General features: G+C 68.4%; 15 protein-coding genes and 1 pseudogene. 8 read left to right on the top strand and 8 right to left on the bottom strand.

Translation table 11 applies throughout. The annotated features are described in order from the left end of the window. Positions 1-95: 95 nt before the first annotated feature. Positions 96-188: pseudogene (locus Q2K21_RS35975) on the bottom strand (MbtH family NRPS accessory protein); the annotation flags it as partial. A gap of 546 nt (positions 189-734) precedes the next feature. Between Q2K21_RS35975 and Q2K21_RS03305 the strand changes: the two are divergent. The 4 genes from Q2K21_RS03305 (at position 735) to Q2K21_RS03290 (ending at position 5,381) form a co-directional block, all read left to right on the top strand. Beyond that, positions 735-2,324: an MBL fold metallo-hydrolase gene (locus tag Q2K21_RS03305; RefSeq protein WP_310764167.1), complete on the top strand. Its 1,590-nt coding sequence runs from the start codon at positions 735-737 to the stop codon at positions 2,322-2,324. A 518-nt stretch (positions 2,325-2,842) separates the two neighbouring features. Continuing rightward, positions 2,843-3,274 (top strand): hypothetical protein, encoded by a 432-nt coding sequence (locus tag Q2K21_RS03300; protein ID WP_310764165.1) that lies wholly within the window; start codon positions 2,843-2,845, stop codon positions 3,272-3,274. After that, positions 3,274-4,293: a 4-hydroxyphenylpyruvate dioxygenase gene (gene hppD, locus Q2K21_RS03295; protein WP_310780567.1), complete on the top strand. Its 1,020-nt coding sequence runs from the start codon at positions 3,274-3,276 to the stop codon at positions 4,291-4,293. The genes Q2K21_RS03300 and hppD overlap by 1 nt, the downstream gene beginning before the upstream one ends. A 17-nt stretch (positions 4,294-4,310) precedes the next feature. After that, positions 4,311-5,381: an alpha-hydroxy acid oxidase gene (locus tag Q2K21_RS03290; protein WP_310764163.1), complete on the top strand. Its 1,071-nt coding sequence runs from the start codon at positions 4,311-4,313 to the stop codon at positions 5,379-5,381. A 121-nt stretch (positions 5,382-5,502) separates the two neighbouring features. Here Q2K21_RS03290 and dpgD read toward each other — a convergent pair whose 3' ends face one another. From dpgD to Q2K21_RS03260, 6 genes are all read right to left on the bottom strand, one after another. Beyond that, on the bottom strand, positions 5,503-6,309 hold the full coding sequence (gene dpgD, locus Q2K21_RS03285; RefSeq protein WP_310764161.1) for an enoyl-CoA-hydratase DpgD: 807 nt from the start codon (positions 6,307-6,309) through the stop codon (positions 5,503-5,505). Continuing rightward, on the bottom strand, positions 6,306-7,652 hold the full coding sequence (gene dpgC, locus Q2K21_RS03280; RefSeq protein WP_310764160.1) for a (3,5-dihydroxyphenyl)acetyl-CoA 1,2-dioxygenase DpgC: 1,347 nt from the start codon (positions 7,650-7,652) through the stop codon (positions 6,306-6,308). The genes dpgD and dpgC overlap by 4 nt, the downstream gene beginning before the upstream one ends. Further along, positions 7,649-8,317, bottom strand: coding sequence for an enoyl-CoA-hydratase DpgB (gene dpgB / locus Q2K21_RS03275; RefSeq protein ID WP_310764158.1), 669 nt, complete (start codon positions 8,315-8,317; stop codon positions 7,649-7,651). Before dpgB ends, dpgC begins: the two co-directional genes overlap by 4 nt. A gap of 53 nt (positions 8,318-8,370) precedes the next feature. Beyond that, positions 8,371-9,498, bottom strand: a complete 1,128-nt coding sequence (dpgA, locus tag Q2K21_RS03270; RefSeq protein WP_310764156.1) for a 3,5-dihydroxyphenylacetyl-CoA synthase DpgA — start codon at positions 9,496-9,498, stop codon at positions 8,371-8,373. A gap of 92 nt (positions 9,499-9,590) precedes the next feature. Continuing rightward, complete coding sequence (locus Q2K21_RS03265) at positions 9,591-10,961, bottom strand: aminotransferase-like domain-containing protein (RefSeq protein WP_310764154.1); 1,371 nt, start codon at positions 10,959-10,961, stop codon at positions 9,591-9,593. An 88-nt stretch (positions 10,962-11,049) separates the two neighbouring features. Then, a complete protein-coding gene (locus tag Q2K21_RS03260; protein WP_310764152.1) occupies positions 11,050-11,853 on the bottom strand; it encodes an alpha/beta fold hydrolase in 804 nt (267 codons plus the stop codon). Between the two features lie 305 nt (positions 11,854-12,158). Here Q2K21_RS03260 and Q2K21_RS03255 point away from each other — a divergent pair, with 305 nt between their 5' ends. Together Q2K21_RS03255 and Q2K21_RS03250 are read left to right on the top strand one after the other, a co-directional pair. Beyond that, positions 12,159-13,133, top strand: coding sequence for a cell cycle transcriptional regulator TrcR (locus tag Q2K21_RS03255; RefSeq protein WP_310764150.1), 975 nt, complete (start codon positions 12,159-12,161; stop codon positions 13,131-13,133). A gap of 434 nt (positions 13,134-13,567) precedes the next feature. Then, on the top strand, positions 13,568-15,505 hold the full coding sequence (locus tag Q2K21_RS03250) for an ABC transporter ATP-binding protein (protein WP_310764148.1): 1,938 nt from the start codon (positions 13,568-13,570) through the stop codon (positions 15,503-15,505). 102 nt (positions 15,506-15,607) lie between these two features. Here the strand turns inward: Q2K21_RS03250 and Q2K21_RS03245 are convergent, their stop codons facing one another. Beyond that, a complete protein-coding gene (locus Q2K21_RS03245; protein ID WP_310764146.1) occupies positions 15,608-16,816 on the bottom strand; it encodes a cytochrome P450 in 1,209 nt (402 codons plus the stop codon). A 217-nt stretch (positions 16,817-17,033) separates the two neighbouring features. Here Q2K21_RS03245 and Q2K21_RS03240 point away from each other — a divergent pair, with 217 nt between their 5' ends. Then, the gene (locus Q2K21_RS03240) at positions 17,034-17,567 is read left to right on the top strand and encodes a hypothetical protein (protein ID WP_310764144.1); all 534 of its coding nucleotides are present in this window, start codon (positions 17,034-17,036) and stop codon (positions 17,565-17,567) included. A gap of 445 nt (positions 17,568-18,012) precedes the next feature. Continuing rightward, a complete protein-coding gene (locus Q2K21_RS03235) occupies positions 18,013-18,648 on the top strand; it encodes a hypothetical protein (RefSeq protein WP_310764142.1) in 636 nt (211 codons plus the stop codon). Positions 18,649-18,655: the final 7 nt, after the last annotated feature.

Raw genomic sequence — 18,655 nt, 5'->3', positions numbered from 1 at the left:
ATCAGGCTCTTGGGACGCATGTCGGTCCAGTTCGTCTCGATGTACTCAAGGCACTTGTCGCGCCCGGCCTCGCCGAACACCGTCTTCCAGCCCGCGGGGACCTCGGCGAAGACGGGCCAGAGGGAATGCTGTCCCTCCTCGTTGACCAGAACGAAGAAGTTGGCATCGGGATCGTCGAACGGGTTCATCACGCCGCCCTTTCTCGGAAACTGAATGGGTTTGACCATGCCGGAAGCAAGGAGCCGCCGACGTCGGCACACGCCCACGGCGGAACGCTCGGAGCGCAGCCCGGGTTCCGCGTGCCCTGCGAAGGGATCGGCGTTCACCGCGTGACCGGAAACCGTGCACTCCCGATGTCGCTCCGGGAGCGCACAGCTCACTATGACCCAGTTACGCCGAGCCGATCAAGGTCGGCTCGAACAGCCGAAGGCCGGGACTCGACCAACCGCGAGCTGCGCGTTCAACTGCGACAGCGCCTCAGTTGAACATCCATAGGTTCCGGGCGGCCGACCGTGCGGTGCGAATCTCTGTGCGCCGGACTGTAGTTGAGCCCGGTCCTGGCCTGATGCAATAGTGAGATCCCGTAGTGCCATGCGCGTGGTGGCCGAGACGTGGCTCCCACAGGCCCCAGCCTGTTCCCTCCGTAGCCAGCCGAGCGCGGAGTAGATAGCCGGTCGGCCCGTCCCAAACATTCCCGTGGCCACGGATTGCCATTAACTATGTGGAGGACTCTGATGAGCGATGTCGGCGAGCCGCGTTACCTGAGGTCGGCGGCGATCATCGAGCCGTTGGTCGACCGCTTCTATGCCTGGCTTTACACGGTCGCGCCGGTGCAGGCCGCCATGAATCTGGCATACCTACAGCTGCCGCTCCTCGAGTCGTACGTGGAGAATCCCCAGGTGCACATCGCGGCCGTCGCCAACCCGGCGATGCGCGGCGGATACTTCGTCGGCATCGAGGAGGAGCGGAAGGCCGAGGTGGCCGACCTCATCGCGTCGATCAAGCGCGATCGGGCAGGCATGCTGGAGTTCGCCGCGGCGATCACCGAAGGTGCGGAACTGGTTCGGGAGTCGGCGACCGGCTACGACCTCACCCCGCTGTACCCCAAGCTGCCGAGTGCGCTCAACGGCCTGGCGGAAATGGCCTACGACGCGGGCAACCAGGCGTCGCTGCACTTCCTCGAGCCGGTCGCCTACAAGAGCCCGATGTACGACGAGGGACGCCAGTCGGTCCAGCTGTCGCTGGAGACCGGAGTGGAGCGCCCGTTCATCCTGAGCACGCCGCGGCTGCCCTCGCCCGATGTGCTGGACCTGCCGCTGCCCCTCCGTCACGCCGGTCTGGACGAGCTCTTCAAGGCCAGGATCCAGCCCACCACCACCGCGCGCCTGCGTGAGGCGCTCGAACTCGACGACGCCCAGGCGGTCTGGCTCGACCGGCTGCTCGACTCCAAGCCGAGCCTGAGCGAGGACCGGCACATCGAGGCCGGGGGCCGGATTCGCTACTTCGGGCACGCGTGCCTGGTGCTCCAAACCCCACAGGCCGCCATCGTGGCGGACCCCTTCATCAGCGCCGACAACACCGTCGGCGACCGCTACACCCTGGACGACCTGCCGGATCACATCGACCTGGTCCTGATCACGCACGGGCACCAGGATCACGTCGTGCTGGAGACGCTCCTGCAGCTGCGCGGGCGGGTCGGCGCCGTGGTCGTGCCGCGCTCGTCGAAGGGCAGCATCTGCGACCCTTCGATCGGCGCGTACCTCAGGCACCTGGGCTTCACCGTCATCGAGGTCGACGAATTCGACGAGGTTCCCTTCCCCGGCGGGAAGGTGACGGCCACGCCGTTCCTGGGTGAGCACTCCGACCTCGACATCCGGTCCAAGTCGACGTACTGGGTGGAACTGGCCGGCAAGAAGGTGTTCATCGGCGCGGACTCCTCAGGCATCGATCCGGTGCTGTACCGCTACATCCGCGAGCACCTGGGCACGGCCGACATGGCCTTCCTGGGAATGGAGTGCGATGGCGCTCCGCTGACCTGGCTCTACCAGGCGATTCTGACGGTTCCGGTGCCGAAGAAGATGAGCCGGTCGCGCAAACTGTCGGGCTCGAACGCGGCACAGGCCGGCGCGATCATGGAGGAACTCGGCTCGAAGGAAGCCTACATTTACGCCATGGGCGAGGAGAGCTGGCAGGGGCACGTCATGGCCACGACGTACAACGAAGACACCTACCAGCTCAAGCAGATCGACGAGTTCCTCGGCTGGTGCGCGGACCGTGGCATCACCGCGGAGCACCTGTTCAACAAGCGCGAGTGGCAGTGGTAACGGCTCCCCGCCCACAACGCTGACGAGCCGGGCGACGGAGCCCCACTGTCGTCTTCCATCGCTGGACCGACTACCGGGGGCCTCCCATGCCCGATCGTCATACCTGCCACGCCCGCGGGGCCGAACGCGACGACGGCTTACGTCCGCAGTGTGAGGGTGCGAACGCGCCGGCCCCGCTGCATACGACACACGCAGCTCGCCGAGTTCCGCCGGGCAGGCACCGCGCGACAGCATCCTCCGTTTCCGGCGATGGCTGCCCGCAGTCCGTAGCAGGGCGGCAGGTGGGCTCAACGGAGGTCGGTCGGGGGGCGGCATGCGGAGCGCCGGGCGGCGGGACGGTCTGACGACCTGCCTGCTGTCGGCGTTCGAGACGTACGGCCGCCTTCCCGGTCACCGCTCCCAGGGAACAGGCCCTGCTCTACCGGAACGCCCCGTTCCCGGCCGTCGGCCGGGTTCCCTACGCCGTCCCGGGCGGCGTTTGCGAGATCCCGAGAGAGAGCTGCGGGAAGGTGATGGCGATGCCCAGCCGCCAGGTGGCGCGCGCCCTCCACATGCCGGAGGAGGCGGAGGGCATCGACGTGGAGCCCGTTGTCGGCGTCACCCGCGCCGGGCTGACCGGCGGACGGGCCCGACGCGGCGGTGAAATGGAACTCGAGGCAGCCACGCCCGATCCGTGGGACGACGTCACCGACGTGCGGGACCGGTCGGCCCTGGGAGCCACGCCGGAACGTGTCGACGAGGCCGTACACAATGCACCTTCCACCTGGGCATGCGCCCCCTGGTACAGCAGCGGAAGGCCGGCGACCCGCCAGGATCGCCGGCCTTTCGCATTTCAGCGCCTCCCGGCGAACTCCCGTGTCAATGGCCGAGCCAACCAGACCCGCGCCTCCCCTCGCCTCTCCCATAGCCGCCTTCCAGCCATCAGCAACGACAGATTGTGGGCCCAGTGATGGATATTCTCGGTATCGAGTACGTCGAGTTCTACGTCGAGGACGCCCGCGAGGCCGCGCATACGTGGTGCGCCACGTACGGCTTCCGTGACGGGGGGACGTTCCGGTCACGGGACGGCGAGCCCGGTGTGCAGTCGCTCCTGGTCCAGCAAGGGGACATCGACCTCGTCCTCACCACGTCGACGGTCCCGGGGCATCCCGCCTACGACTACGTCGCCAGGCACGGCGACGGGGTGGGCGTCATAGCATTCGCCGTCGCAGACGTTCAGGAAGCGTTCGAAGAGGCGGTCCGGCGCGGGGCGGACGTCGTCACCGCACCGTCCGGCACGGTCGCGCCCGAGATCAGGGGCTTCGGCGACGTCGTGCATCGGTTCGTGCCGCGCGGCCCCGAGGCCGGGCCGGGTCGGGCGGCGGATCTACTCCAGGAGATCGACCACGTGGCGGTCTGCCTGCCCGCCGGTGCGCTGCGCCCGACGACCGACTTCTACCGGAAGGTTCTCGACTTCGAGCAGATCTTCGAGGAGTACGTGGAGGTGGGAGGCCAGGCAATGGACTCGACGGTGGTGCAGAGCCGCTCCGGTGGGGCGACCTTTACCCTCATTGAGCCGGACACGACAAAGGAACCCGGACAGATCGCCGGGTTCCTCGATGCGCACGACGGTGCGGGGGTGCAGCACCTGGCCTTCCGAACCGACGACATCACCGAGGCGGTGCCCGCCCTGCAGGCCCGCGGAGTGGAGTTCCTCACCACGCCGAGCGCCTACTACGACGCCCTCGCGGACCGCCTCGGCGAGCTCCACCACCGGGTACCGACCCTTCGAGACCTGAACATCCTGGTGGACCGGGACCACTGGGGTGACGTGTTCCAGATCTTCGCCCGCTCCGAACACCCCAGGCGGACCTACTTCAGCGAGATCATCGACCGGCACGGAGCCAAGACGTTCGGCAGCGGGAACATCAAGGCGCTCTACCAGGCGGTGGAGCGCCAGGCCGAGAACACCGCCGTCGCCGGCTCGTGAACGGCGGGGAGCACCGGGTGCCCGTGCCGACCGCGCAGGCCTACCAGGCGGCCGCACATGAGGTGATGGACCGACACCTATGGGACTTCGTCGAAGGCGGGGCCGGCGACGAGCGCGCGGTCCTGGCGAATGTCCACGCGTTCGATGCCGTCCGCCTGCGTCCGAGGGTGCTGACCGGGTGCGGCGAGCCGTCGACGAAGACCCGGATCCTCGGTCGGCACTGGCGCACGCCGATCGCCGTCGCGCCGATGGCGTACCACAGCGCGTTCGACGACGGCGGCGAGGTGTCGACGGCGAGCGGCGCGGACCGCGCGGGCTGCCCGCTCGTGGTCAGCACCTTCGCCGGTCGGCGGTTCGCCGACATCGCTGCCGCCACGACGATCGCACCCTGGCTGCAGTTGTACTGCTTCAAGGACCGCTCGGTGACACGGCATGTCATCGAGACGGCCGAAGCGGCGGGTTTTGAGGCGCTGGTGCTCACTGTGGACACGCCGCGGCTGGGTCGGCGGCTTCGCGACGAGCGCAACGGGTTCCGGCTGCCGGACGGCGTCCTGCCGGCCAACCTCCCGCCCGGCGACTTCTCCTCGCCTTCCGAACACAGCCGGACCGCTTTCGACCCCGGGCTCGACTGGACCGTGCTCGACTGGCTGCGCTCGATCACGGCGCTGCCGGTCCTGGTCAAGGGTGTGCTCGCAGCCGAGGATGCCGAGCTCGCCATCAAGGCGGGAGCCGCGGGGGTCATCGTCTCCAACCACGGCGGCCGGCAGCTGGACCGCGCCCCGGCGACCCTGGATGTGCTTGCGGAGATTGCCGCCGCGGTGGACGGCCGCTGCCCGGTCCTGCTCGACGGCGGTGTCCGGCGCGGGTCGGATGTGCTGGCCGCGGCAGCCCTCGGTGCGGACGCCGTGCTGATGGGCAGGCCGGTGCTGCACGCGCTTGCCGCAGAGGGCAGCGAAGGCGTTGCCCGGTTGCTCGGAGCGGTGGCGGAGGAACTGGCCGACACGATGGTTCTCACCGGTACCGCGTCCCTGTCCGACGCTCGCCCTGAGCTGGTCATCGGCCGAAGACAGCCTACGATCGAGCTTTAGGGCACCGGTGGCACACCGCGGGGCTCTTCACACGAGTCCCTCAGGGCCCTGACGGGACAGTGGAGTCCGACGACTGCCCGCGTCGTCGGACTCCACTCTGTCCGCCTTCCCACCCTGCCTGTCAGATGCCGCGCCAACGGGGCTCGCGCTTCTCCGCGAACGCACGGGGGCCTTCTACGGCATCCTCGCTGTGCATCCGCCGCCGCTCCCACTCGAACGGCGTCACGAACGCTTCGTCCAACGCCATGTCGAGCGACCGCATCACGGATTCCTTGATGGCCCGTGCGGCCAGCGGGGCGCCTCGCAGCAGCGCGTCCACCCACTCGGCGACGCACGCATCGAGGTCGTCGGCGGGCACGACCTCGTTCACCAATCCCCACCGCAGCGCCGTTTCCGCCGTCATGCGGCGCCCGGTCAGCAGGTAGCCCATCGCCACCTTCAGCGGAAGCTGCCTGACGAGTCTGAACGCGCCTCCCGCCCCCGGAACCAGACCGAGCAGGACCTCAGGCAGGGCGAAGACCGACTGTTGGCTCGCGATGATGATGTCGCAGGCCAGAGCGAGTTCGAATCCGCCACCCAACGCGTAGCCGTCGACCCTCGCGACCACGGGCTTACTCAGGTCGAACCGCTCGGTCAGCCGCGGCCAGCCGGGCTGGCCGCGGCTGCCGAACGTCGTCGGCGCCGCCCCGGCTCCGTTCAGCCGTGCGCGCTCGCGCAGGTCCTGCCCGACCGAGAAGGCCCGGCTGCCGGCCCCGGTGAGCACCGCCACCCGGAGGTCGTCGTCCGACTCGAAGTCGTCCCAGACATCGGCCAGTTCCTCGTGGGTCCGCAGGTCCATCGCGTTGAGGACGTCCGGCCGGTCGATCGTGACCCAGGCGACGCCGTCCCTCTTCTCGTAGCGAACCCGCGGTCGGTCGGCACCGCTCACGACGGCACAGCCGATCTCCGGGTGGAGAACCGCCTCACCTTGTCGAGTACGTCGTCGTCGTACATGCGCAGCGCCTGCTGCAGGGCGAACTCGGCCATGTAGAGACGGAACGCGTCCACAGACTCCTCCGCGGAGATCAGCATCCGCCGGTTGGCGACGATCGTCGGCCCCCGGAACACCTCCAGGCTCCGTTCGACCGCGTCGTCCAGTTCCGCCTGATCGATCACTTCGTCGACCAGATGCCGGGCGTCCGGTTCCGCAGCCCAGATCTTCTGGCCCCCGAGAATGAGACGACGCGAGAACCGCGCTCCGGCGACCCGGGGAAGCCGGAAGTTCGAGGCGCCCGGGATGATCCCTTCCTGAGCAGCGGGGAGGCTCAGGAAGGCGTCGGAGGCGGCGAGCACATGGTCGAAGACGAGCAGGAGCTGAGCCCCGCCCCCGATGGCGAAGCCGTCCACCGCCGCGACCCAGGGCTTCTCGACCATCCGCGAGTGCCAGCGTGCCGGATCCTCGACGAGGACTCCGCGCAGCAGCTTGTGGATGTAGCCCAGCTCGCGCCGCAGCAGAAAGTCCACCAGCGAGATGCCCCCGCTGTGCAGGGCCTTGAGATTGATGCCGGCGCTGAAGACGCGTCTGCCGGAATAGCGGGGATGGCTCATGACTCCGCCGCGGACGAGACCGACCTCGGTGCCGGGATCGAGCAGCGCCAGGTCGACAGCGGTCTCCATGTCCTCGACCTGACGGGGATCCTCGGCGTTGAGGCAGTCGTCACGGCACATGGTCAGCCGGGCCGCGCCACCGCGCCGCTCGATGCGCACCGAGCCCAGGTCTGCCTGCCCGGTCTCGGAGAATTCGGGCAGCAGGTCCAGCGCGCGTGGGGTCGGCCGGAGCATGGCGTCGAGCAGGTGCCGGCCGCTGGAGTGGGAACCGAGCACCCGGTGGAAGAAGATGCCCTGGTCGATCTCATGGCCTTCTTTGGAGGCCTGGGGCCGGCTCCGCTCGGCCTCAAGCTGCTCGGGGGTCGGTACGAGGCCGGGGAACCGGGTCGACGCGGACTGCGCGAGCTCACCCAGGCGGAGGTAGCGCGTGCCATGATCCGTCAGCTCGCCGTAGACGGCATCCACGTGCGTGTCCAGGAACGCGCAACGGAGCGCTCTGACATCCCCCTTCGCCGCCGCGGCGGCCGCCTGTTCGTCGGGGGAGCGCCTGCCGACTTCGGGCAGCGCCGCGAGAACGCCCGCGGCCCGCTCCGCGGCCAGCGCCAGGGCCTTCCTGGCGTCGGGCAGTGCGCCCCGGACGGCCCGCGAATGCTCCGGTCCGGTCTCCCCGGCGTCGGCCGTCACGATGCTGCCTCCGTCGCCACGAGCCGCAATGTCCGGTCGCAGGCGGCCAGATGCACGCCGAGGGCTTCCTCGAAGCTGGTGGTCGCCGCGTCGGTCATCAGCTGTCGACGGATGGCGAGCTCCCGCCCGGACAGGGCCCCGGTGAGTTCGGCCACGGCCGCCAGCGCCCCTGCGACGTCCTCGGTCACCTCGTCGACCAGTTGGAGGGCCAGCGCCTCCCGCGCGGCTATCGGATGGCCGAACAGCAGTGCCCGGCGAACCGCCGCGGTGTTCGATCCCTGCTGCGCAAGCCGGTACAGGGCCATGCCGGGCCAGGTCGCGCCCGAGTCGACGGGCATCGTCAGCCGCACCGAAGGCGTCGCGATGCGGTAGTCGGTGGCCAGCAGCGCGTCCAGGGCCGGCCCGCCGACCTCTGCGTCGGCGACGCCGACAATGGTGGTCGGCAGTCGCTCCAGGCGCCTCAGCGCCCGCTCCCAACGGCTCACCGTGGCGACGGTCAGCCCTTCGTTCCGTCCCTGCGCGGGTGTACCGGACACGTGGACGACCACGGGTCCGCGACCGGCGATGTCCTCGACCCTGTCGCACAGCTCGCCGACCTGAGCGGCCAGCTCAGCGGATATGGGCTGTCGGCCGTCAATCGACAGCGTCTCCCTTGCCGTCCCCACGACTACCTCTCCCTGCCCTTGCATAGGTCTGCTCTGATGCATGCCGTCACCCGTCACCACTGGACCAGCGCCGTCTCGATGGTCGAACCGGGCCCCATGGTCATCAGGACTCCGTAGTCGCCGGACTCGACGACCCCTTCCCCGAGCAGCCGTTCATACGAGAACAGGAACGAGCCGCTGGAGAGGTTGCCGTAGTCGGAGAGCACGCCCGTGGTGTGGCGCATGTCGTGGCGGGTGAGACCGAGGTTGACGCGCACCGCGTCGATGACCTTCTTCCCGCCGGAGTGCACGACCCAGTGTTTGACGGCGCTGCGCGGCAGGCCCGCGCTGGACAGGAGCCGGTCCACGACCTGCTCCGCGTGCGCACCGACCACATAGGGGATGCCGGGATCGAGGTAGAAGCTGAACCTGTTCTGATCGCCGTCCCAGTCGTAGCGCATCGCCCCGATCGCGTCGGTGATGATGTGGCTGGCGAAGGAGAGCACACGGGGCCCGTCGGCGGCCTCCCCGTCTCCGGCGACGAGGGCGATGGCCGCCGCACCGTCACCGAACAGGCTGTTGACGACCGCTGTGCGCATCGTCGAGTCGAAGGTGTAGGCGGCAGAGCAGGCCTCGGAGCAGATCATGACGGCCAGCCGTCCGGGGTTGCTGCGGGCCCAGGCCGCCGTCGCGTTGAGGGCGTTGAGCCCGGCATTGCACCCCATGCCCACGACGTCCGCCCGGTGGCAGCTCGGATCGATCCCCGCCTCGCGGATGATCAGTGCGCTGAGCCCCGGGGTGAGGAACCCGGTCGAGGTGACGCAGCAGAGGTAGTCGATGTCCGCCAGGCCCGCGCCGGCGTCGTCCAGACAGGACCGGAGGGCTCGCAGTCCCATGTCGACCGCGATCCGCGCGTGTTTCGCGAGCAGGTCGCCTTGGGGCTCAGAAGCCCGGTTCCCCCCGGAGTCCGGCGAAGGGAGGGTCAGATGGCGACGGGAGATGGCGCTGTTGAGGAAGACCGAGCGGATCTTCGGATCGGAGATCGCGAAGAGGTCCAGGACTTCTTGCTGCGTGTACGACTCCGGGGTCACCGCGGTGCCGACGCCGGCAATGCGCGCGGGCTCCGGTGCTACCACGGCTTGCGGAGGCGGTGCGGGGAGGTCCAGCACCTCCGGATGGTCGATGTCGAAGCTGACGGTCATCGGAAGGTCCACCCCCACATACGGGGCTTACTGCGCGGCTTGACGGACACCTTGGTCATTCGCTCGGTCCTCCTGAAGAGAAAACGGACGGGTCAGTTCTTTCCGGGCGCGTCCGCGGCCCCGGCCTCGGCTTCGATGAACCGCGCGAACCGCGTGATCCCCTCGGCGATGTCGTCCGGCGTCAGGTAGCTCGTGGACAGGCGGATGCCTCGCGTTCCGCCGCCTTGCGGGTGGAAATAGGACATCGGGGTCCAGATGACTCCGAAGTCCCCGGCCGAGCGTGCCAGCGCCTCGGTGTCGGCGCGGAAGGGGACGTTGACGGTGAGGAAGAAGCCTCCCTCGGGTTCGTTCCAACTGACGCCGAGCTCGGCTCTGCGTGCCGACGGGAGGCTGGCCTCAAGCCGCTGCAGCGTCGCCCGCATGGCCTCGCCGTAGTACACGGAGGTCTTCGCGTTGAGGTCGGTGGCACGACCGTTCGCGGACAGGAGCATGCCGGCGACGACCGCCTGGCTCAGGGGTGAGGTGTTCACCGTCACCATGCTCTTGATTTTCGTGAGCTCGTCGGCCAGCAGGCTGCTGTGTCCCGCGTCGTCGACGACCACCTGATCGGCGACGGCGAATCCTACGCGGGCTCCCGGAAAGAGCGTCTTCGAGAAGGATCCGAGATGCACCACCCGGCGCCGGCGGTCGAGGGACTTCAGGGTCGGCAGCTGCCGGCCGGGGCTCACCAGCCGATAGGGGCTGTCCTCCAGGATGAGGATGTCGAGGTCGGTGGCGACGTCGAGCAGCTCCCGGCGCGTGTCCAGGGGCATCGTGGTACCCGAGGGGTTGGAATGGTCCGGTACGACGTAGAAGGCACGGGGGTTACGGCCCTTCGCCCTCTCCGCCAGCACCGCGGCCCGCAGATCGGCGCACCGGAATCCGTCGGCGCCCTCCTCCACCGCGGCGACTTCGACGCCCAGCACGCTCGCCGCGCCGGTGATGCCGACGTAGCAGGGGCTTGAGACCATGAGCACGTCTTCCGGCCGCGCGATCAGGGCCCGCACCGCGAGGAACATCGCCTCCTGACATCCGACCGTGACCACTATGGACTCGGGCGAGACATCGATCCCCTCGTCCAGATGCAGCGAATCGGCGATCACGTCGCGAATGCGGCCGGCGGTCGGACCATATTGGAAGAGGGCGTCGCGGATGTCCGCGGGTGAGACCCCGCCGTCCTCCAAGTACTCCAGGTAGCGGCGGATGTGCTTGAAGATCTCCTCGATGTCGAAGAACCCGTCGTACGGCCGTCCCGGCGCGAACGAGATCGCGTCCGGATACCGCGCAGTGATCTCGTTCAGGAAGGTCATCGTGTCCAGGACGGGGTCCGCGACGCTTGCGTGCAGGTGCTGCTTGCGCAGCACGGCCTCGGTCTCTGCGCGGTCCGGGTCGGGCCCGGGTCGGTCATGGGATCGAGCGGTCATGGACACGTCTCCGTGGGGATCGAGGGGGAAGCCCGCGATGACCCCCGAGCGCCGAGCGGCATCCGGTGGCGGCTCGCCGGACTGCTGGTCAGAATTTGTCGAGGAACTCGATGATCGCGGTGTTGACCTCGTCCGGCCGCTCCAGGTTTCCGAGGTGGCCGGCGTCCCCGATCTCCACGAAGTCGCACTCCGGGATGGCGTCCGCCACCGCGGCCCCGAGGTGCGGCGGGCAGATCACGTCGTCGGTGAAGGCGATCACTCGGCAGGGGACGGTGATCTCGCGCAGCCGTTCACGCCGGTCGGACCCGGAATCCACCCAGGCCTGCCCGTTCGACGCAGCGCCCGCGTCCCCGTACAGCTCGAAGACATCCAGCCACAGCGAGACGGCGTCGTCGTTGTTCAGGGTCTTCGGCGAGAACATCTGAAGCACCGTGTTCGGGGAAGCGTACCCCTGGGGCAGTTGCACTCCGCTCTCGGCCAGCACCTGGTCCGAACGCGACAACGCCTGGCGGAAGACGTCCGAATGCGCCCTGGTGGCGAGCATGACGGCGGACCGCACCAACTCGGGGCGACCGACCGCGATCTCCTGCGCGATCGAGGCACCCAGGGAGGTGCCGACCAGGTGACACGGACTCGCGTCCAGCGCCTCGATCAGCCCCACCGTGTCGGCGACCATGTCGGCCAGGGTGTAGGGACCGGGCGGTACGTCGGACGGCGCGATGCCCCGGTTGTCGAAAATGATGCTCTGGTACCCGGCCTTGTTCACGGCCGGCGTCTGATGCGTGGTCCACACGCGTCCGCCGGCTCCGGATCCCATGATGAACAGGACCGGGTCACCTTCCCCGGTGCGCTCGTAGGCGAGCCGAATGCCGTTGGCGGATACGTATGGCATGGCGGGGCGCGGCCTCCTTGAGTTGACGAGCCGTCGGATGCGCTCGACGCCAACCCCACGGACTCCCGGCGATCAACACGCCGACTGCGCTACTTTGACCGACCGCATCCGCGCGAATCAAATTTCGACAGCCGTCACCGCGTACGAAGGACGGCGGCCGAGCTGGCCAACGGTTGTTCAACTGCGTCGCGTTGACAGTTGAACACCCCAACGACCCATTGTGGCACGTGTGTTCGAGACACCTGTCGCACTGCTCTGGTACTTTGCGGCCGGGTATAGTCACATCAACGGGGAGAGATCAGATCGTGAAGGTCCACGCCGACCTCATACCGCCCGAATGCAGCGCCAGCATCCCAGAACAACCTCGGACGGCCCGGCAGTCCGAGCGTCGCACCACGACCGTGCCGGTGTCCCTGCTCCAGCTGGCGGAATCGCCACGGCTGGAGGGCCAGAACGCGGAGCACGTCGCCCGCCTGGCGGAGATCGACGGACCGCTTCCCCCCATTCTCGTGGACCGGCAGAGCATGCAGGTCATCGACGGGACGCACCGCCTCATGGCGGCTGTGCTCAAAGGGCGCGACACCATTGAGGTGGAGTTCTTCGACGGGCCGTCGGCTGACGTCTTCCTGCACGCCGTCAAAGCCAATGTGACGCACGGGTTCCCGCTCTCGCAGGCGGACCGACAGAAGGCCGCAGCACGGATCGTCCGATCCCATCCTCATCTCTCCGACCGAGCGATCGCCGAGGTCGCAGGGCTGGGTGCCAGGACCATCGCCAGAATCAGGCAACGCAGCGAGTCCGAGATACCGAGGGCCGACGTCAGAGTCGGCCGCGACGGCAAGAGCAGGCCCGTCGACAGCGACGAGCGCCGCCGGAGAGTCGCCGAACTTCTGGCCCAGTCCCCCGAGGCCTCGATCCGCAAGGTGGCCAGGGAGGCCGGAGTGTCGCCGGCAACGGCGAGCGACGTCCGCAAGCGGCTTGAGCGCGGCGAGCTGCCGACGAGGGCCGCGTCGAGCAGAACCCAGCGCGCATCCCGGACCCCTTCGGTCTCCGCCCTCGCGGTGGTGCAGAAGCTGTTGCGCGATCCGGCCCTGCGCCATACGGAGACGGGTCGATCGCTCCTCCATCTCCTACGGCACAGCGCGAACGAGTCCCAGCGCTGGTCCGATCTCACTGCCGGAGTGCCCCCCCACTGCGCGGCTATGGTCGGGCAATTGGCGGCGGAATACGCGGAGATGTGGTCTCAGCTCGCCGCCAGGATGGCAGAGCGTACGGTGTGAAACGCCTGACATCGCTTCGAATAGTACGTCAGCGGGGCGTGCTTTTGGCAGACCCCTGACAGAAGAATGAGAATCCACGTGGCCCGACGCAGAAGGTATTCCTTCAATTGCGTCCGGGCCGCGGGATTTCGTGGTCTCAGACCGGCCGCCCCACTGCTCGACTGCTCCCGCGCCGCAGTTGAACAGTGCGCGGCGACCGGAATCCAGAAGTCCTTTTACCGGCCCACTCATCCGGTTGCGGCGGATTGAGCTCCCGCAACGGGGTTGCCGAATGCCGACTACGATGCGCCGGCCGAAATCCGGAGGCCGCGGCGCCGGGCATTGCGATGAACCGGGCAGGCTCCGGATGCCCGTGACGCCCACATCTCGACGCCGACCGGTTGTCGAACCCTCAGCGGCCCGCACCGGGCCGCCACAAGGCAGGATGGTTCTGAATGGCCAGGACGGGCGGCCCGACCGCGGGCCCCGTGCGCATGCGAATGGACGAATCGGTCACCCGCCAGCGGATCCGTCCAGGAACCGTACGGCGGATCATCCCCTTCGTTCTCCAGCGCCGCTGGGCGGTGGCGGCCCTGCTGGCGGTCACGGCCGTGGACGCGACGATCGCCGCGTCGAGTCCGCTGCTGCTCAAAATGCTCATCGACGACGGGATCGGCCACCATCGGGTGGGAACCGTGGTCGCCCTGTCATCGGCGATGGCGGGTCTCGCCATCGTCAACGCCGTGGCCGGCTATCTCCAGGCATGGTTCTCCGGCCGGGTGGGCCACGGCCTGGTCTGCGACCTGCGCACGAAGGTCTTCGACCACCTTCAGCGCCAGCCGATGGCGTTCTTCACCCGCGCCCAGACCGGCTCCCTGATCAGCAGGCTCAACGGCGACGTGATCGGGACCCAGCAGGCGGTGACGACGCTCCTGTCCCAGTCGCTGTCCATCCTCCTCACTCTGGTCCTCGTTCTCGCCTCGTTGTTCTACCTGTCCTGGCAGCTCACGCTCCTGTCCCTGCTGCTGATCCCGCTCTTCCTGGTGCCTGGCCGGTTCGTGGGTTCGCGACTGCAGCGGATCGCCCGGGAAGGTATGCAGGTCGACGCCGAGATCGGCTCCTTGATGAGCGAGCGCTTCAACGTCGGCGGCGCGCTGCTCAGCAAGCTCTACGGCCGGCCGGAGGAGGAATCACGAGCCTTCGCGAGCCGTGCGAGCCGGATGCGGGACCTCGCCGTCCTCGGTGGCGTGTACGGACGGCTGCTCGGAATCGTCGCCTCGCTGATCGTCGCTCTGGCGACAGCGATCGTGTACGGCATCGGCGGCACCCTTGTCGTCCACGGCACACTCCAGGTGGGCACGCTCGTGGCGGTGTTCGCACTCCTGTCGCGCCTCTTCGGCCCCGTTCAGCAGCTGAACTCGATCCAGATCGACGTCGTGACCACCCTGGTGAGCTTCGACCGGGTCTTCGAGGTGCTGGACCTGGAGCCGCTCGTCGTCGAGCGCCCGGGTGCCCGCGCGCTGCCCGCCGCCGCTGCCGGTGAACCGGCCCCGGACATCGAGTTCACCGACGTGCACTTCCGCTATCCAAGCGCGACCGAGGTTTCGCTTCGCTCCCTGGAAAGCATCCAGTCGCACGTCCCGGAACGCGCCGACGGCACGACGGTCCTGCACGGCCTGAGCTTCCACGCCCCGGCGGGGAAGATGACGGCGCTGGTGGGCCCCTCCGGCGCCGGGAAGACCACCATCACCCAGCTGATCCCCCGGCTCTACGACCCCGTGGCGGGAACGGTGCGGATCGGCGGGCATGACGTCCGGGACCTGACACTGCGGTCGCTGCACGAGACCATCGGGGTCGTCACCCAGGACGCCCACCTGTTCCACGACTCGCTCAGGGCCAACATGGCGTTCGCCCGCCCCGAGGCGACGGAAGAGGAGATGATCGAGGCCTGCCGGGCCGCACGGATCTGGGACACCATCGCCGCGCTGCCCAACGGACTCGACACCGTCGTCGGTGATCGCGGCCACCGCATGTCGGGCGGAGAGAAGCAGAGGATCGCGCTCGCCCGGCTGCTCCTGAAGTCTCCTCCGGTCGTCGTCCTCGACGAGGCGACCGCGCACCTGGACTCCGAATCGGAGGCGGCCATCCAGCGAGCGCTGGAGGCCACTCTGGTCGGTCGGACGTCCCTGGTGATCGCCCACCGCCTCTCCACAGTCCGCAACGCGGACCAGATACTCGTCATCGACGCCGGACGGGTCCGCGAGCGCGGGACCCACGACGAACTCCTCGCCGCCGACGGGCTCTACGCGGAGCTGTACCGGACGCAGTTCGCGACCCAGCACCCGGGCGACCCGGGTATCGACCCGACGGTGCGGGCGTCGAAGGTGGGCTGACGAGGCGGGCCGTGCGGCTGTGCCTCGATCCGGTCGAGGCACAGCCGCCGTGCACTCCTGCGCCCGGCTCCCGGCGGTACGCGCACAAGCCCGAGTCCGGGTCTACGAACGGCCCGGCACCAGCTTCACCGGCAGACGCTCCAAGCCGTTCACCACGATGGAGTCAAGCCGGACCGGTTCGCCGTCGAGCTCGATACCGATGGATCGCTCGATGAGCTCCTGATACAGGAGCCGGATCTCGACCCGGGCCAGCATGCTTCCCACGCAGAAGTGCTCGCCGAAGCCCAGTGACAGGTGCCGGTTGGGCTGCCGGCGCACATCGAACCGTTCGGGATCCGCGAACACTTCCTCATCACGGTTCGCCGAAGGTATCCAGAGGGTGACCAGATCGCCGGCCTCGATGCGCCTACCGTGGATCTCGGCGGGGCGCGACGCGGTACGCATGATGTGCGTCGGAGTGGACGTCCAGCGCAGAACCTCTTCGACAGCGGTCGGCAGGAGGGCCGGATCCTCGACGAGCAGCGCCCACTGTTCCGGATGTTCGAGGAACGCGAGCATGCCACCGGCCGCCGCCATACGGGTGTTCTCGGCCCCGCCCACAAAGAGGTTGTCGCAGTTGAGGATGACCTCGTCCCGGCTGATCCGCTTGCCCTCGATCTCGCCGGCCACGAGCACGCTCACCAGGTCGTCAGCCGGGTTCGCCGCCTTGACCGCGGCGAGATCCTCGAAGTACCCCATGATCTCCAGGTGGGCGAACCGCCGGGTCATCGGGTCTCCGGCCCCGAAAGCCTGGCGGCTCAACGTGAACAGCCTCTCCCAGTCGGGTTCCGGGACCCCCATCATGCTGCAGATCATGTAGAGCGGGATCCGTGCGGCGATGTCCTCCACGAAATCGCAGTGTTCGCGCTTCACGGCGAGGTCGAGGACGCTGCCGGCGACCTCCCGCATCTTCTCCTCGATGGCCCGCACCGAACGGACCGTGAACCAGTCGTCGACCAGCCCCCGCAGTTGGCGGTGGCGCGGCGGGTCGGTGAGCGCCAGGGTGCGACCGCCTCCTGGGTCGGCTCCATGACCCGAGGGCCGCAGGAGGATCCCCTGGGCGGAGCTGAAGGTCTCGGCATCACGGAAGACGGTCTTGACGTCCTCGTATCTCGTCAGAGCCCAGAAGGGTGGGTAGTCCGTGGGTGTGTGGCGATGCACGGGGTCGTTCGCCCGGAGCCATCGCCATTGCACGAAGGGATCGCCGTGGGAGTAGAGCCCTGGATCGACGAGGTTGATGTGGGGAGGCTGACCGGCAGGGTCGCTAGGCATGGGAAGCCCTCACACAGAGGTCTGCCCGATACCGAGCACCGGTACGGGCACGGGGCGGACACGGGCACACAGTTCGATATGGCAACGCAGAAGACGAGACCGCCGGAGGACGCGTCGATTCCTCAGCAACACGAAAGGGGCAGGTCCATGAGACTGTACCCTTCCTGCAAGGTCGGAGCGAGACCGAACAAGATCCAGCCGACAAAGGGGCAACTCCGTGGAAGACGCGGTCACCGAAGCGCGCCGCGCATACGCCGCGATGCTGCAGAGCCGGTCACACGTCTTGGCGCAACGCGATGCGCTCGACAAGCAACTCGCGCGCATCGATTCGGCGATCGAGGCTCTTCGCGAATTCGTTGACGCCTCGCCGGAGCCGCCCGCTACTCAGGATTCGACCCCGGCACCCGAGCCCGCCGCACCGCCTCAGGCTCACTCCGCCGGGACCAGCAGCAAGGCGACGAAAGGCAAGCCGCGCGCCCGTCGAACGGTCCGTCCAGCGAAGCCGGTCAACCGGAAAGCCCGCATCCGGGAGATCATGCTCGAATCACCCGACGACTGGCTCACAGCGGGCGATATGGCTTCCCGGATCCAGGGCGGTGACCCGTCCGAGACGCAACGGACCGCCACGTACGAGATGATGCGGCGAATGGCCAAGCAAGGGGAACTGGAAATCGACAGTTCCTCCAAGCCGACCAAGTTCCGTGCGCAACCCGCAGCCATCCGCGAGCGCCTGTTGACCGACGAAGACTGAGAAGCCGTCTCTCTCCACTGATCTGGCAACGTGCGCAGGGCCTTCTGGTAGCTCGGGGGTACGACCCCATGCCGAGCGGCTCCCCGAGGCCCTGATGTCGTTGTTGTACGCGCCCGTGCCCGTGGTGCTTCAACTTCCCCACCTGCGCGCTGACATGACGTCCCGATCAACTGCCGCTCCGGCGCGGTTGAACACGCTCGGCCGCAGGCCCGGTGCGGGCCTCGGGCGACCTCGTGACGGGGTGCGGGAACGTTGAACATCGGTGTTCCTCTAAGCCATAGTGGATCAAGTAAAGCGGCGGTCGGCTACCGGGCTTGCAGGTTTATCCATATTGCAGCCATCAAGTTCCAGGTTCCGCTGGGCGGCGGTGACGCGGCAAGCCCCGGTTAGTGGCGGCGGCCTGCGCTGCTCCAGTCGATGAGTCGAACGATTGGAGTGCGGGCGAATGGCTGTGTCTGGGGGCGATGTCCGGGAACTCGTAGCTGAACAGCCCGCCGTTCGCTGCCTTCAGTGGTTCGCGCCCGAGAACCGCCGGCACGGCACCGGCGAGAACGGGGAGCAGCGGGTGGTCTCCGACCCGGAACTCGTGGCCCACCCGCGCCGCACCCCACAGGACGCAGAGGACCCGCGGCCGAGACTGCGCGTCACCGACGGCGTCACCCGGCAGCATGTCCACGCCGCCGCTGTGGCCTGGACGCGTGCCGACATGGGCAGACCGGTCGAACTCGCCGGTGGACCGCTGTCCACCACCGCCTTCCCCACGGTGGAACCCGAGTTGGGCTTCTCGCACCAGAAGACCGAGGCCCACACCGAGATCCTCCAGGGTGATCTTCCGGCCGCACCCACCCCTGGACCTGTCTCCGGGCTGGTGGACGCGGACCGCCCCTGCCGCGGCTGCGACACTCGACGCCGGGCAGTGGGCGGCCCTGAGAGCGGCGACCCGGCAGCCGAAGACGCTGCCGTCCTGGCTGCTCACCGCGGCGGCGGTCGGCTGCGTGCACCACCGGCCGCCGAGAAAACATCATCGGCCTGCCCATGCCGGGTCTTCCGAGCATCCATGAGACCGCGATACCGGGCATGACCGCAGG

This window comes from Streptomyces sp. CGMCC 4.7035 (assembly GCF_031583065.1).
Taxonomy (GTDB): domain Bacteria; phylum Actinomycetota; class Actinomycetes; order Streptomycetales; family Streptomycetaceae; genus Streptomyces; species Streptomyces yaanensis.
This window is presented reverse-complemented; position numbering and strand designations above follow the sequence as displayed.

Coding starts and splice junctions, on each gene's coding strand:
- Q2K21_RS03305 (WP_310764167.1), top strand. CDS start 735: ATGAGCGATGTCGGCGAGCCGCGTTACCTGAGGTCGGCGGCGATCATC.
- Q2K21_RS03250 (WP_310764148.1), top strand. CDS start 13,568: ATGGCCAGGACGGGCGGCCCGACCGCGGGCCCCGTGCGCATGCGAATG.
- Q2K21_RS03235 (WP_310764142.1), top strand. CDS start 18,013: ATGGCTGTGTCTGGGGGCGATGTCCGGGAACTCGTAGCTGAACAGCCC.
- dpgA (WP_310764156.1), bottom strand. CDS start 9,498: ATGACCGTCAGCTTCGACATCGACCATCCGGAGGTGCTGGACCTCCCC.
- Q2K21_RS03300 (WP_310764165.1), top strand. CDS start 2,843: ATGCCCAGCCGCCAGGTGGCGCGCGCCCTCCACATGCCGGAGGAGGCG.
- hppD (WP_310780567.1), top strand. CDS start 3,274: ATGGATATTCTCGGTATCGAGTACGTCGAGTTCTACGTCGAGGACGCC.
- Q2K21_RS03265 (WP_310764154.1), bottom strand. CDS start 10,961: ATGACCGCTCGATCCCATGACCGACCCGGGCCCGACCCGGACCGCGCA.
- Q2K21_RS03260 (WP_310764152.1), bottom strand. CDS start 11,853: ATGCCATACGTATCCGCCAACGGCATTCGGCTCGCCTACGAGCGCACC.
- Q2K21_RS03245 (WP_310764146.1), bottom strand. CDS start 16,816: ATGCCTAGCGACCCTGCCGGTCAGCCTCCCCACATCAACCTCGTCGAT.